Origin of the sequence: Neobacillus drentensis, assembly GCF_021560175.1 — a bacterium.
Lineage (GTDB): Bacteria > Bacillota > Bacilli > Bacillales > Cytobacillaceae > Neobacillus > Neobacillus drentensis_A.
Window position 1 is genome coordinate 3,782,119 of sequence record NZ_CP091110.1, and the last position, 13,948, is coordinate 3,796,066.

The following is a 13,948-nucleotide window of genomic DNA, read 5'->3' on the forward strand; positions in this document are numbered from 1 at the left end:
AGTTTCTTAATCTTATCCTGTTAAAAATCATACTGATCTACATTTTCCTTTGTAAAATCTATGGGTTCCCCCATGATAACCATATCATCTATCATGTTAATTTTCCCGACTTGTGGAATTTTTTCACCGTCATAAGGCCGCTGCCCCTTGATCAGGTTGGCAGCCAGGGCCACTGTCAAATAACCCAATTTTTTTGGACTCCATAATGTCACAATTTGTGCATCATTTTCTTTTAAATATTGGTTCATTGGATTTGGCGGGGATAACCCTGCCACAACGACTTTTCCGGCTTGCCCTGCTTCTTTGACAGCTTGAGCTGCGGCCGGCGGACCAACAGAAGAATTTCCGATAATGCCTTTTAAATGTGGATACTGTGTTAGTAATTGCTTTGCGAGTATATATGCTTTATGAGAGTCATCATCTGAAGCGACGATTTTGATAAGATGCATATTGGGATAATTCTCCCTTTGCTGTACTTGTATCCAATTTAACCATTTGTTTAAATTTGCTGCCGATTTTGCTCCTGTGATGATGGCAAAATCACCTTCTTCATTTAGTTTCCAAGCCAGTGTATCCATCAAATGTCTTCCCAATGTCTCGGGATTTACCATGTTGATAAAGAACTCTCTTGAGTTAGGGAGTGTATCTGAATCCCATGTAATGACTTTAATATGCTGGCCTTTTGCCTTCTCTAAGACTGGAACTAACTTATCTGGGTCATTGGCGGAAACGGCAATGACATCCACCTTTTGATCAATTAGTTCGTTGATTACTCTTATTTGCTGGTCAGCGTCAGCAACGGTAGGACCTTTATAGATAACCTTTATTCCAAGATCTTTTCCCGCTTCAGAAGCTCCTTCTTCCACCGCATTGAAATAAGGTATATTAACCAGTTTTGGAACTACTGCAATGGTAACTGGCTTACTTTCATTACTTTCCTGTGGAGGATTCTTTACTTTTCCATTGGAGTATACAATCTTAAACTCTTCTCCCCTACTGCAACCGCTTGCAAAAATAAGAAATACCAATATGAAAAAACAATAGTCTCTTTTCATGATATTCCGTTTCCCCCAAATTTTTTTGAGTATTATTATTACACAATCCAACCCTGAAAATATGTAAAAAGAAAATTCTGAATATTATTGTTTGCAATTTTTATCATAACACAATTTTTTCACCAAATTAATATAAAAATAGATTAGGTATTGATTATAATATTTCTTTTCGCTGCCCAAATCATTAAAAAAGGACCTCGCACTAAGAGGTAAAAATTTACTACAGGATATAAAGTTAGTTGTCCGACCAAACAAAGTTTGGTAGAATTTAGATAAGATACGTGAAAACGTTTTCTGTGTTGAACCAATTCGAAACGGTTATGAAACGGAGGCAATATAATGGGACAAACAAATGAATTTGCACACCGTATGGCAAGGAAGACGATCCAACTTGTGGATACTTCAGGAAATCCTGTTGCAGGAAAGAAAGTAGCACTTAAACAGACAAACCATAAGTTCTTATTTGGCTGCGGCATTTTTGATGCAGTTCCAGTAGCCAATCAAAATGTACCAGCAGACAGACTTACTTTTTTGGAAGAAAAACTGGATAAGTTCTTAGACGTATTTAACTCTGCTACATTACCTTTCTATTGGGGAACATTCGAGCCAGAAAAAGGAAAACCACTTACGAAAGAATTAAAGGCCGCGGCTCAGTGGTTAAAAGAAAGAAACATAACCGTGAAAGGACATCCTCTTTGCTGGCACACCGTAACGGCTCCATGGCTTCTCGATATGAGCAATGAAGAAATATTGAAAGCACAGTTTACTAGAATTGAATGGGAAGTATCAGATTTTAAAGGATTAATCGATATGTGGGATGTAATCAACGAAGTGGTGATTATGCCTATTTTTGATAAGTATGACAATGGTATAACAAGAATTAGCAAAGAACTTGGCCGAATTGGGATTATTAAAGAAATGTTTGCCAAAACACGTGAATTCAATCCTGGTGCGACTCTATTATTAAATGACTTTAATACATCTATTAACTATGAAATCTTAATTGATGGATGTTTAAATGCAGGTATTCCCATTGATGCGATTGGTATTCAGTCACACCAGCATCAGGGTTATTGGGGACGTGAGAAATTAGAAGAAATCTTAGAGCGTTTCTCACACTTTGGTCTTCCCCTTCACTTTACAGAGAACACATTGACATCTGGTCATCTGATGCCGTCACAAATTGAAGATCTGAATGATTATCAGATTCCCGAATGGCCATCCACACCAGAATTTGAAGAACGCCAGGCAAAAGAAGTAGAAGAAATGTATTCAATTCTGTTTAAACATCCTCTGGTTGAAGCTATTACAGCCTGGTCCTTCAGTGATGATGGGGCATGGCTAGGTGCTCCTGCTGGATTTATCAGAACAGATAATAGCCCAAAACCCTCATATGAAGTAATGAAAAAACTGATTAAAAATGACTGGCATACAAATGTGTCATGCCAGACCGATGAAAACGGTACGGTTTCATTTGAAGGATTTCTTGGTGATTATGATCTTGTTTGTGGAGATAAGGAAGTTGCCTTTAAATTAGATACAGATTCTGATACCGTACAGCTGGTAATCTAGTCCGGGCTGTATAGTTGTAAAGCTTCCGGCTAAATTTTGGCCGGAAGTTTGCACATGGGTAAAACCTTATTTCCTTTAAAATCTAGCCCTCTTTAGCTTAATAACTTTTTCCTTAAAACTTTTTTAAACAATAGATAGGATTAAACATTAGTAGAGAAGAAGGTGCTTTCCAATAGGAAAACACCTTCTTTCTCGATAACGGTTTAAAGCTTTTCACAATTGTACTAAGCAGTTAACTTTCTACAAGCTTCTGCACACCTTAAGCATGCCTCTGCGCAATTTTGACAATGTGGATGTTGGTGGTTTTGACACTCTTTTCCACATTCTTCACAAATTGTTGCACACACTTGTGCTAATTCGGAAATGAATGGTGTTCCTCTGGCAATCGCCTGTTCTAAATAGGAGCAAATATCCGCACACTCCCGGTCTAAGCGGATACACTTCGACATCATTCGAACATTCTCCTCTTCCAAACAAGCATCGAAACAGTGGTTACAAGCTACCATACATTCATGGAGAGATTCAATAACAGATTGATATTGTTCGTGTGACATCTCTATACCTCCTTCAAGCATTCTATATTCTTATAACCTTTTCTTCATTGTGTTAAACAAAAGGTTTATTTTTTAAGGCTAATTTCAGGTTTCATTGTCCGCGAGGGTTTTTTTTGCCTAAGACGGTAAATGAAACCGTCTCTCATTGCCCGCGAGCAAGTTTTATTACCTAAGACGGTAAATCAAACCATGTTTCATTGCCCGCAAACCAGTTTTTTATCCTAAGACGGTAAATCAAACCGTCTCTCATTGCCCAAGTGAAGCATTTTTTGTAAGAAATGGTAAATGAAACTTACCCTCAATAACTATAAGAGAGCAGGTGATCATCCAAACGGCCAAATGAATCCAAATTGGCCTAGATTCGCTCCCTAGTTCCCTTTTCCCAAAAAGTAATTTGGGTAAATATTAATCGTTTTCTAGTCATTCCGGCTTCCTATCATTCTCATCATTTTTTAATGTTTAAAGCTGTTTATTTAGTCTAAATAGAGGTAGAAGTCAGTATTTAAGGGGGCACACCAAATGCGAAATGAGCATACTGTCAAACAGATGGTAAATGATAGCAAGAAGCATGAACGAGAAAAAGGGAATACAAAGGGGATTGGATGGTGGCAGTTGTCCCTAATAGGCATTGGTTCTATTATCGGCGCCGGCTTTTTACTGGGGACGGGACTATCCATTAAAACCGCTGGGACCTCAATGATATTTGCCTACCTGCTTGGTGGAATCATTGCGTTTTTAGCCTTCAGTGCACTGGCAGAGATGTCAGTACATGACCCTCAGCCAGGGTCATTCCGAACTTATGCACGCTTAGCCTTCGGGGAACGGATTGGGTTTATAAGTGGATGGATGTATTGGATATCAGGCGTTCTTATCATGTCAAGCGAAGTGACTGCATTGTCCATTTTCACCCAATACTGGTTTCATCATGTACCATTATGGATATTTGCAATTATTTATTCGGTACTTGGACTTGGGATTAATCTTTTAGGGATGAGAAATTTCGGCAAAATCGAGACATTATTTGCCGTAGTGAAAATATCCACATTGGTGATATTTATCCTTTTTGGGTTATTGCTGCTGTTTGGGGTCATATCAGCTGGAACCACCAGTATTCATCCGGGAACCGTGTTCCATATGACCAGCTTGTTCCCGCACGGTTTTACTGGCTGGTGGTCTTCCCTAATTTTTGCCCTATTTTCATTCGGGGGGATTGCGGTAATCGGAGTCACTTCAAACGAGCTAAAACATAAAAAGGATGTTAGTAAATCGGGTATCGTCCTAATCATCACCCTTTTGTGCCTATATGTACTATCTTTGTTTATGGTGGTTTCAATGGTTAGCTGGACAAAAATCGATGAAGGAGAAAGCCCGTTTGTTACAGCCTTGTCAAACTTTCCCATCCCATATCTTGGCACCATTTTTAACATCATAATCATTAGTGCGGCATTTTCTACGATGGTGGGGTCCTTGTTTTCGATCACGAAGGTCATGGTATCCTTATCAAATGATGGAGAAGCACCCAAGACCTTTTCCAAAACCACGAAAAAAGGTGTTCCTTTACATGCCTTGCTGCTAGGATTTTCAGGACTAGCAGCAGCGATTATTGTCTCCTTATTTCTTCCGAGTACCGTATACGAATATTTAACAACGGCAGCAGGTGTAACACTAATATTAAACTGGTGTATCATTCTTGCCTCCCAAATTACGTATCGGAAAACCTATTTGGATCAGTCAAAGGTGTCTTTTAAAATGTCGGGGTCACCATTTACTTCCTATTCGGGAATTGTTCTGATCGTCTTTGTTTTATGCGGTGGGCTTTTTAGACCGAATGAGCGTTACGGCTTATTTATCAGCCTAGGGATAATCCTCATTATATTTCTGGCATACAGCTTCTTCGGAGGGAAAAGGAAAGGAAATTAATCTAAGATATTCACCTCTCCACCAGGGCTGATTTCTGGTGGGTGGTGACTTATACGGGCTCCATCTTACTAAAGCCTTTGGTAATAAGGTCAGCTTTATTATGTTTTATTACTTGTCAACCATTAAGGTTCCATGTCATCCTTTTTGCCCCACCTGCTTGTCAGTTGATCAAGTTTTTCCATACAAACCTTCATTCGATTAACCTCCATATCGTGTAAAGAAAGATGGTGTTGTAGACTAGCTTCCCTTTCCACAATGGCCCGCTTCATTTCCTCCGGTGCTGGTCCGCCAGGCAGAGATCGAATTTTTACAAAGTGTTCTGGGTCCATTGCTGTTCGAATGACCTCCTCCGGTAAATCCAACGAAACTCCGACAACTGCTTTTGCCGCTTCATCAACGAGTAGAGATGTGACATGAGTTGCATTCAAGCCTCTGGCCAAAGCAATTTTCACCACCTCGCTGGCAATGGCATGAGCGGTGCGGAACGGGATGTTAGCTTCCCTAAACAGAGTATCGGCTAATTCGGTAATCGTCGCAAAACTCTCTTGGGCCCTTCTTTTTAACAGTGCTTCATTCACTTCAATTGTTCCAACCACCACTTTTGTTAGCCGAAAAACTTGATCAAAAAGCTGCAGGCCCTTCCATAAATACGGTTGAAGGTCATCTTCCGTATCGTTTATATCTCCGTATGGTGTGTTATGTAACATTTGAAGTACAGTTTGGGCATTTCCAATTCCGCTTGAGCTTAATGCCCGAATATGCTCAAGTGAAACGGGATTTCTTTTTTGCGGCATAATCGAACTCGTTTGCACATAGGGGTCTGCAACACGGATCGCTGAAAATTCCTGACTAGACCATAAGAGAAGATCTTGCGAAAATCGGCCGAGATTGATAAAGGTTAATTGGATCGCTGTCGCAATTTCCCCTAAATAATCAGCACCCCCAATAGAATCATAGGCACTCTTGATGATTTTCGGGAATCCTAATAACTCTGCGATCCTTTTTCGGTCAATCGGAAATCCAGTCGTAGTGAAGGCCGCTGCACCGAGAGGACTGGCATTGCATGTATCATAGGCTGCCTTTAATCTTTTTAAGTCACGGTCAACGACATCGTAGATTCCCAGTAAATAATGAGAAAACGTCATCGGCTGGGCCTGCTGTGTATGAGTATGCCCCAGAACAATGGTTTCCTTATAGGTATCAATCACCCTCAAAAGGGTTTCTTGAAAGGAAAGCAGCGCCTCAATGGCGAGAAGAATCTTGTCCCTAAGAACCATCCTGTACATGGCAACACCCATATCGTTGCGACTCCTGGCAAGGTGCAAACTTCCACCCATTTCGCCGGCAACGTTTATGATTTGGCTTTCTACAAGGAAAAAGAGATCCTCATACTGTCCATCATAGGTGGATTGAAGAAGTGCCTTCTTATCCAGTGCGTCAATACCTGCCAGGATTTGGGATGCTCCGCTCACCTCCAACAATCCTTGCTCCACCAGCATAATTAGATGGGCTTTATGGATTGCCAGCATCGGCTCTAGTAAAGTTTGTTTGGCGTGCTCATAAGCAGGTGCCAATACTACCTCTGAATAAGTCGCTCCAGGAAACTTCCGCCCTTCCTTTTTCAAAATGCTTTCCTTACTATCCAATACAATCCCCCCTAAAAATCCTAACATTATGACAAGTAAACTTTAGAAAATGAAACAAGAGAAAAAGGTTCACCTTTTGTTGGTCTGCAGCCTCTTATTCTTATAAAAAAAGCATGAACATTATATGTTCATGACGTCGGTTTTCCAGAAGACTTCTACTTTTCAATTATTCTTATTGGAAATTAATTATAACAATTATTTACCTTTCTTTCGATATTTTCTTAAAATTATAATTTTTCAATTAATCCTAACTACTGAAGTCTTGTACTTCAATCGTCAACTAGGATAATTTTTACCCATTTCCGATTAATAAAAGCTTGCAGATAACAATCATCCGCAAGCTTTTTCTACTATCCTAATACTACAAACGATTAATCACATTAAATAGTGTATTAATTAAAATACCAACGGCAAATAGCAGCAACATGATATGTATGTAGTTTACGGTATGATTTCGTTTACTCTTGATAAAAAAACAGATCCACAGAATAGCTAATACGAAATGAATAACGCCTAGTACATGTTCATTTTCTGCCAAAAAAACCATCTCCTATCATCTGCCGCTAAACTTATGTAAAAACAATCGTTTTATTGCCATGGACAAGTACTTTATCTTCAACATGCCAGGAAACTGCTTCAGCAAGGACCTTTTTCTCGACATGTCGTCCGGCAGTCTTTAAATCTTCAACTGTATAACGATGATTAATCCGTTGCACATCTTGTTCGATGATCGGTCCTTCATCAAGATCATTGGTAACGTAATGAGCCGTTGCTCCGATTAACTTTACGCCGCGGTTAAACGCTCTTACATAAGGATTCGCACCAACAAATGCCGGTAAGAACGAGTGATGGATGTTAATAATTTGATTCGGAAAATGAGAAATAAATTTGGGGGAAAGAATCTGCATATACCTGGCCAGGACAATAAAGTCTACTTTCCCTTCCAACAGCTCTAATGCTTTCTGTTCGGCTTCTTCTTTTGTTTCATGTGACATGGGGATATGATAAAAAGGGATGCCATACCCCTCAACTACCGCTTTTAAGTCGGGATGATTACTGATGACCATCGGGATATCTACTTGTATTTCCTTAGACTTCCAGCGCCAAAGAAGCTCATTCAGACAATGATCTGCTTTGGAAACAAAGATGGCCATTTGCTTTCTTTTGTTCGTACTGCTAAGCTGCCATTCTAGCTTATAGTCCCGTCCCATTACATGTAAATCCTGTTCTAGCTTCTCAATTGAGGCATCCATGACTTCCATTTCAAACTCAATCCGCATAAAAAATACACCTGAGTGTGGATCTGTCGTATGTTGGTCAAAATGGACAATATTTGCTTTATGTTCTAATAAAAAATTGGTAACTTTTGAAATAATACCAGGCTTTTCTGGACAAGAAATTAATAATTTCGCACGGTTAAGGTTTTCTTTTGTACTCATTCTCCCACCATCCCTTCGCCAATGGTTCATGTATAATCAATTGATTAGAAGGGCAATCCTTCCAACCTATCAGGAATCCTCTCAAACTGCTAAACTATTTTTGTGAGACGATTATTCTTCATATGTTTGGATTAACCATGAATGGCCTTTCCATCTATAGACAACACTGCTTCACCAATCGCTTCGGATAAGGTTGGATGTGGATGGATCGTATGAGCAATGTCCATGGCAGTTGCATTCAATACACGGGCTAAACCAACCTCTGTAATCATATCCGTTACATGGGGACCGACCATATGGGCTCCTAACAGTTTATCCGTACCTTCCTCGACAACCAGTTTGATAAATCCGTCTGATTCTCCTAAAACGAGGGCTTTTCCAATTGCTCGGAATGAGAATTTACCAGTTTTAACTTGAAATCCCTTCTCCTTCGCTTCCTCTTCTGTGAGGCCAACACTCGCTACTTCTGGGCTGCAGTAGACACATTTTGGAACTAGCGTGGGATCAAGCATGTTCGGGTTTTCCCCTGCCATATGTTCAACTGCAATAATGCCTTCATGTGAAGCGACATGGGCAAGCTGTAATCCCCCGATACAATCGCCAATGGCATAGATAGTGGCTTCTTTCGTTTGATAGAATTCATTTGTTTTGATAAACATGCCATTCATTTCAACCTCGGTTTTATCAAGCCCAATTCCTTCTACATTTGGCAGCCTGCCTACTGATACTAAAAGTTTGTCTGCAGAATAGGACACTTCTTTCCCTTTATGCTCCGCCTTAATCGAAACACCCTCCCCTTTTTCAAGCGTTTCTGAAAGAACCCTTGCTCCTGTGACAATTTTAACTCCTTTTTTCTTTAGTAACCGTTGGATTTCTTTTGAAACGTCTTTATCTTCTGTCGGTAAAATACGATCGGCATATTCAAGTACTGTCACCTGCACATCGAAATCTACGAGCATCGATGCCCACTCGATTCCAATTACTCCGCCGCCAACAATGATGATTGATTTTGGCAGCGTTTCCATTTCTAACGCTTCATCAGACGTCATGACATACTTCTCATCCGCCTCCAAGCCTTGAAATGTTCTTGGCCGCGAACCAGTGGCAATTAAAATCTTCCGCGGGCTTACAATGACTTCCCCTTCCCCATTATTTAATTGTATTAAAACATCCTTTGATTCTAGGATACTTCCTTTTCCCTCATACAAATCGATTTTCCCTTTTTTCATTAAATGCTGTATCCCTTTAAACAGGCGGTCCTTAATGTCTTCTTTCCTGTCTTGTACCAATGAAAAATCAAGTCCAACTTCTGGAGCGATGATACCAAATGCGCGGGCATTTTTTGTTTGCGCGTATAGTTCTGCACTTCGCAATAAGGCCTTTGATGGGATACATCCGGCATGAAGGCATGTTCCGCCTACTTTCCCTTTTTCAACTACCGCCACTTTAAAGCCTAATTGGGAGGCACGAATCGCTGCGACATACCCGCCGGGTCCCCCGCCGATGATCACAATGTCGTATTCTTTTGTCATGTTCATTTCCCCTTTTTCTATTGTCGATGAAACCTAAAGGTAAGCTAAAGGTAAAAAAAGGTAAATCTCCCAACCTCCAATTAATCGAGCTCGATGGCACAAGAACTCGAGGTAAAACTGTCTCCGACTAGGAAACCCTGTTCGTCTTGAAAATCAATTTCGGTTTCTTCATCTAAATATCGTTTTGTGAAGGGATCCATTCGAAGTTGGATCCCTTCAAAATCCATATATAAATCGTTTCGACGCGGTTCATCGAACAGAATCGAAAACTTAACGGATATGCCGCATCCGCCTGCTACTTCGGCATCAATCCGAGGGATTCCCTCATTAATCTCAGCCAATTCTTTTAATTTGTGTATGGCTGCTTCCGTCATTTTTATTATCATAGGACCTCACTTCTCCTAACGCTTTGTGACCTTCCTCACGCATTCGCCTTTGCTGCCTGGACCTGTTCGTCTGCGTGATAGGAGGAGCGAACAAGCGGACCGGCTTCGCAGTGACTAAATCCTTTTGACATTGCAATTGATTTTAGTTCAGCAAACTCTTGTGGACTCCAATATTTTTGCACTTTTAAATGATGTTTAGTAGGCTGTAAATATTGGCCGATTGTCATAATATCGACCTGGTTCTGGCGAAGATCATCCATTGTTTCGATGATCTCTTCTTTTGTTTCACCAAGACCGATCATAATGCTTGATTTGGTTGGAATCTCGGGATTGAGTTCCTTTCCCCGGCGCAAAAACTCAAGGGACCGTTCGTATGTAGCCCGTGCTCTAATTTTTGGTGATAACCGTTTTACTGTTTCAATATTGTGATTTAAAATGTCGGGCTTCGCATCCATTAATGCTTTTAAGTTGTCGTATACCCCATTCATATCGGATGGTAGAACTTCAATACTGCAAAATGGATTACGGCGTCTGACGGCTCTGACGGTTTCTGCAAACACTCCCGCTCCTCCGTCTTTTAAATCATCGCGGGCCACAGCTGTAATCACCACATGCTTTAACCCCATTTGCTCCACAGATTCAGCGACGCGCTCTGGCTCTTCCCAATCAAGCTCAGTCGGCAGCCCCGTTTGAACTGCACAGAATCGGCAAGCCCGTGTACATATACTTCCTAAAATCATAAAGGTTGCTGTTTTTCGTGATGCCCAGCATTCATGAATGTTCGGACATTTGGCTTCTTCACAGACTGTGTGGAGCTTTTTTTCACGCATCATCGTTTTTAAGCCTGTATATTGTTCATTCGTATTTAATTTAATCTTGAGCCAATCTGGTTTACGTACATACTCGGTGGCCATCTAATTCACTCCTATGAACGGAACTTATTCTCAATATGGATTTAATAGAAAATCATCTGTGCAGCGAATCGCTTGCACAGATGGAGTTTCAGTTTATGCGTTTACCGTTTCTTTTTCTTTCACGGCAGATGCCTCTTTTGTATAACGCAAAATTGGTTGTCTGGCTGCTTGCACTTCATCCAATCGGCCAATCACCGTTGTATGTGGTGCTTCTAATACAATGCCTGGGTTTTCCTCTACTTCTTTGGCAATTTGAATCATTACATCAGCAAAGGCATCCATCGTTTCCTTTGACTCTGTTTCCGTCGGTTCGATCATCAAACACTCCTCCACATTCAGTGGGAAGTAAATGGTTGGCGGATGGTAGCCAAAATCAAGCAGACGTTTGGCCATATCCAGTGTTCTTACCCCTAACTTTTTCTGTCTTGATCCGGATAACACAAATTCATGCTTGCAGATTTGTGAATAAGGTGCTTCAAAATACGGCTCAAGCTTTTTGCGAAGATAGTTCGCATGAAGAACAGCGCCTTCCGATACTTGACGTAATCCTTCAGGTCCCATGGTGCGAATATAGGTATACGCACGTAAGAGAATCCCAAAGTTCCCATAATAGCCTTTCACACGACCAATCGATTGAGGCTGGTTATAATCTAACGCATATTGATCCTCTACTTTGACTACTCGTGGAACAGGTAAAAACGGAATCAGTTTTTCTTTCACTCCGACAGGACCAGCACCCGGGCCGCCGCCGCCATGTGGTGTCGTAAATGTTTTATGAAGATTTAAATGGACGATGTCAAAGCCCATTGTACCAGGCGTTGTTTTTCCTAAAATCGCATTCGCATTCGCACCGTCATAATATAATAAACCGCCTGCTTCATGAACAACATGAGCAATTTCCACGATTTCTTTCTCAAACAGACCGAGTGTATTCGGATTTGTCAGCATCAGGGCAGCAGTATTATCATCCAGATGTTTCTTTAATTCTTCCAGGTCGACTAACCCTTGCTCATTGGATGGAATCGTTATCGTTTCATAACCAGCAACCGATGCACTTGCAGGGTTTGTTCCATGTGCCGAGTCCGGAACGAGAACTTTTGTTCTCACTTCCCCTTTTTGTTTATGGTAGGCTTTGACCATCATTAGCCCTGTCCATTCCCCTTGTGCACCTGCAGAAGGCTGTAATGTCACTGCATCCATTCCTGTGATAACAGCTAGTTCTTCCTGTAATTCATATAAAACTTCTAATGCGCCCTGTACAGTTTCAGTTGGCTGGTAGGGATGAATACGGCTAAACCCTTCCAAACGAGCTACATCTTCATTAATTTTTGGATTGTACTTCATTGTACAGGAACCAAGCGGATAGAAACCGTTATCGATCCCGTGGTTTTTGTTCGAAAGGGCTGTATAATGGCGGACAAGCTGCAGCTCCGATACCTCTGGAAGCTCTGCCGGCGTTTCTCGAATCAAATGCTTCGGAAGTTTTTGCTGAAGATCGAGCTTTTCTACGTCACATTCCGGAAGGCTTGAACCAACGCGTCCTTGACGACTAATTTCAAAAATCAGATCATTATATTCAACCATTTACAACAGCCTCCAGTACCTCGATCAATTGGTCAATCTCTTCTTTTGTCCTCTGCTCGGTTACAGCGATCAGCATATGATTTTCAAAGCTATAATCACTCGCTAAATCGAAGCCGCCGATAAACCCAGCCTCAAGCAATTTTGCGTTAACCTCTTTCACCGACAGAGGAAGTTCTACCACAAATTCATTAAAGAATGGCGCATGATTAGTAATCACAAAGCCTTTCTTTTGCAAGCATTTAGCCATATAATCGGCTTTTTCAAAGTTTAGCTGGGCCATTTCACGAATTCCCTGCTTTCCAAGTGCACTCATACAAACAGCAGAGGCAAGTGCATTTAAGGCCTGATTGGAACAAATATTGGATGAAGCCTTATCACGGCGGATATGCTGTTCGCGTGCTTGAAGGGTTAGGACAAAGCCGCGCTGCCCTTTCTCATCTGTCGTTTGTCCAACAATTCTTCCAGGGATTTTTCGCATCAATTTCTTACTTACAGCAAAATAACCACAATGCGGACCGCCAAAGGACATTGGGATTCCTAATGGCTGCATATCCCCGATCACGATATCTGCTCCAAGCTTACCAGGAGCTTCAAGGAGTGCGAGTGCCAGTGGATTGGCACTTACGATGAACAATGCACCATTTGCTGCGGCGATTTTCTTCAATTCAGCCAAATCTTCAATCGAACCAAAAAAGTTTGGATATTGAACAATAACAGCAGCTGTCCCCTTATCGATTTGTTCAGACAAATTTTTTAAGTCAGTCACATCATTAGCAAGATTCAATTCTTCTACTGTATACCCTTGTCCGCTTGCCACCGTATTTAAGATCGCCCGTGATTCAGGATGAACGGCCTTTGAAACAAGTACTTTCGAGCGTCTTGTAGATGAAACAGCGAGTGATGCCGCTTCCGCAAGTGAGGTAAACCCATCGTACATCGAAGAATTGGCGACATCCATTCCTGTCAACTCACAAACCATGGTTTGAAATTCAAAAATCGCTTGTAATTCTCCTTGGCTAATTTCCGGCTGGTAGGGTGTATAGGCAGTATAAAATTCGGATCGTGAAATCATGTGGTTCACAACACTAGGAATGTAGTGATCATAAGTTCCCGCACCCAAAAAGGTTGGATATTGATTTGCATTCTTGTTTTTGGAAGCGAGCCGATTCATTTTTTTCAAAAGAAGTGGTTCAGGGTCAGCTTTTGGTATATGTAACTCCCCTTGGAGTTGAATTTCAGCCGGAATGTCCTCAAACAATTCAGCGATAGATGACATATTTAAAAATGCGAGCATTTCCTCTTGATCTTGTTTCGTATCAGGGAGATATCTGTAAGTGGATGTCATT

12 protein-coding genes are annotated in these 13,948 nt (G+C 41.1%); 2 read left to right on the forward strand and 10 right to left on the reverse strand.

Going from position 1 to position 13,948, the window contains the following annotated elements:
* Nucleotides 1-20: 20 nt before the first annotated feature.
* Nucleotides 21-1,055, reverse strand: coding sequence for an autoinducer 2 ABC transporter substrate-binding protein (locus L1999_RS17635; protein WP_235739746.1), 1,035 nt, complete (start codon nt 1,053-1,055; stop codon nt 21-23).
* A gap of 339 nt (nt 1,056-1,394) precedes the next feature.
* Between L1999_RS17635 and L1999_RS17640 the strand changes: the two genes are divergently transcribed.
* Nucleotides 1,395-2,627 (forward strand): endo-1,4-beta-xylanase, encoded by a 1,233-nt coding sequence (locus L1999_RS17640; protein ID WP_235739747.1) that lies wholly within the window; start codon nt 1,395-1,397, stop codon nt 2,625-2,627.
* Between the two features lie 224 nt (nt 2,628-2,851).
* Here L1999_RS17640 and L1999_RS17645 read toward each other — a convergent pair whose 3' ends face one another.
* Complete coding sequence (locus L1999_RS17645) at nt 2,852-3,181, reverse strand: four-helix bundle copper-binding protein (protein WP_235739748.1); 330 nt, start codon at nt 3,179-3,181, stop codon at nt 2,852-2,854.
* Nucleotides 3,182-3,700: 519 nt separating this feature from the next.
* On the opposite strand from L1999_RS17645, the gene L1999_RS17650 reads away from it, so the two are divergent.
* On the forward strand, nt 3,701-5,101 hold the full coding sequence (locus L1999_RS17650; protein WP_235739749.1) for an amino acid permease: 1,401 nt from the start codon (nt 3,701-3,703) through the stop codon (nt 5,099-5,101).
* 122 nt (nt 5,102-5,223) lie between these two features.
* On the opposite strand, the gene argH is transcribed toward L1999_RS17650, so the two are convergent.
* The 8 genes from argH to gcvPA form a co-directional block, all read right to left on the reverse strand.
* Nucleotides 5,224-6,747 (reverse strand): argininosuccinate lyase, encoded by a 1,524-nt coding sequence (gene argH / locus L1999_RS17655; protein WP_235739750.1) that lies wholly within the window; start codon nt 6,745-6,747, stop codon nt 5,224-5,226.
* A gap of 361 nt (nt 6,748-7,108) precedes the next feature.
* Nucleotides 7,109-7,285, reverse strand: a complete 177-nt coding sequence (locus tag L1999_RS17660; RefSeq protein WP_235739751.1) for a hypothetical protein — start codon at nt 7,283-7,285, stop codon at nt 7,109-7,111.
* A gap of 31 nt (nt 7,286-7,316) precedes the next feature.
* Nucleotides 7,317-8,186, reverse strand: coding sequence for a formyltetrahydrofolate deformylase (purU, locus tag L1999_RS17665; protein WP_235739752.1), 870 nt, complete (start codon nt 8,184-8,186; stop codon nt 7,317-7,319).
* 131 nt (nt 8,187-8,317) lie between these two features.
* Nucleotides 8,318-9,718: a dihydrolipoyl dehydrogenase gene (gene lpdA / locus L1999_RS17670; RefSeq protein ID WP_235739753.1), complete on the reverse strand. Its 1,401-nt coding sequence runs from the start codon at nt 9,716-9,718 to the stop codon at nt 8,318-8,320.
* An 80-nt stretch (nt 9,719-9,798) separates the two neighbouring features.
* Nucleotides 9,799-10,104, reverse strand: coding sequence for an iron-sulfur cluster biosynthesis family protein (locus L1999_RS17675; RefSeq protein WP_235739754.1), 306 nt, complete (start codon nt 10,102-10,104; stop codon nt 9,799-9,801).
* Between the two features lie 35 nt (nt 10,105-10,139).
* On the reverse strand, nt 10,140-11,018 hold the full coding sequence (gene lipA, locus L1999_RS17680; RefSeq protein WP_235739755.1) for a lipoyl synthase: 879 nt from the start codon (nt 11,016-11,018) through the stop codon (nt 10,140-10,142).
* Between the two features lie 93 nt (nt 11,019-11,111).
* The gene (gcvPB, locus tag L1999_RS17685) at nt 11,112-12,602 is read right to left on the reverse strand and encodes an aminomethyl-transferring glycine dehydrogenase subunit GcvPB (RefSeq protein WP_235739756.1); all 1,491 of its coding nucleotides are present in this window, start codon (nt 12,600-12,602) and stop codon (nt 11,112-11,114) included.
* Nucleotides 12,595-13,947, reverse strand: a complete 1,353-nt coding sequence (gene gcvPA, locus L1999_RS17690; protein ID WP_235739757.1) for an aminomethyl-transferring glycine dehydrogenase subunit GcvPA — start codon at nt 13,945-13,947, stop codon at nt 12,595-12,597. Before gcvPA ends, gcvPB begins: the two co-directional genes overlap by 8 nt.
* Between the last annotated feature and the right edge of the window lies 1 nt (nt 13,948).

Coding starts and splice junctions, on each gene's coding strand:
- L1999_RS17635 (WP_235739746.1), bottom strand. CDS start 1,055: ATGAAAAGAGACTATTGTTTTTTCATATTGGTATTTCTTATTTTTGCA.
- L1999_RS17645 (WP_235739748.1), bottom strand. CDS start 3,181: ATGTCACACGAACAATATCAATCTGTTATTGAATCTCTCCATGAATGT.
- L1999_RS17640 (WP_235739747.1), top strand. CDS start 1,395: ATGGGACAAACAAATGAATTTGCACACCGTATGGCAAGGAAGACGATC.
- lpdA (WP_235739753.1), bottom strand. CDS start 9,718: ATGACAAAAGAATACGACATTGTGATCATCGGCGGGGGACCCGGCGGG.
- L1999_RS17675 (WP_235739754.1), bottom strand. CDS start 10,104: ATGATAATAAAAATGACGGAAGCAGCCATACACAAATTAAAAGAATTG.
- L1999_RS17650 (WP_235739749.1), top strand. CDS start 3,701: ATGCGAAATGAGCATACTGTCAAACAGATGGTAAATGATAGCAAGAAG.
- purU (WP_235739752.1), bottom strand. CDS start 8,186: ATGAGTACAAAAGAAAACCTTAACCGTGCGAAATTATTAATTTCTTGT.
- gcvPA (WP_235739757.1), bottom strand. CDS start 13,947: ATGACATCCACTTACAGATATCTCCCTGATACGAAACAAGATCAAGAG.
- lipA (WP_235739755.1), bottom strand. CDS start 11,018: ATGGCCACCGAGTATGTACGTAAACCAGATTGGCTCAAGATTAAATTA.
- gcvPB (WP_235739756.1), bottom strand. CDS start 12,602: ATGGTTGAATATAATGATCTGATTTTTGAAATTAGTCGTCAAGGACGC.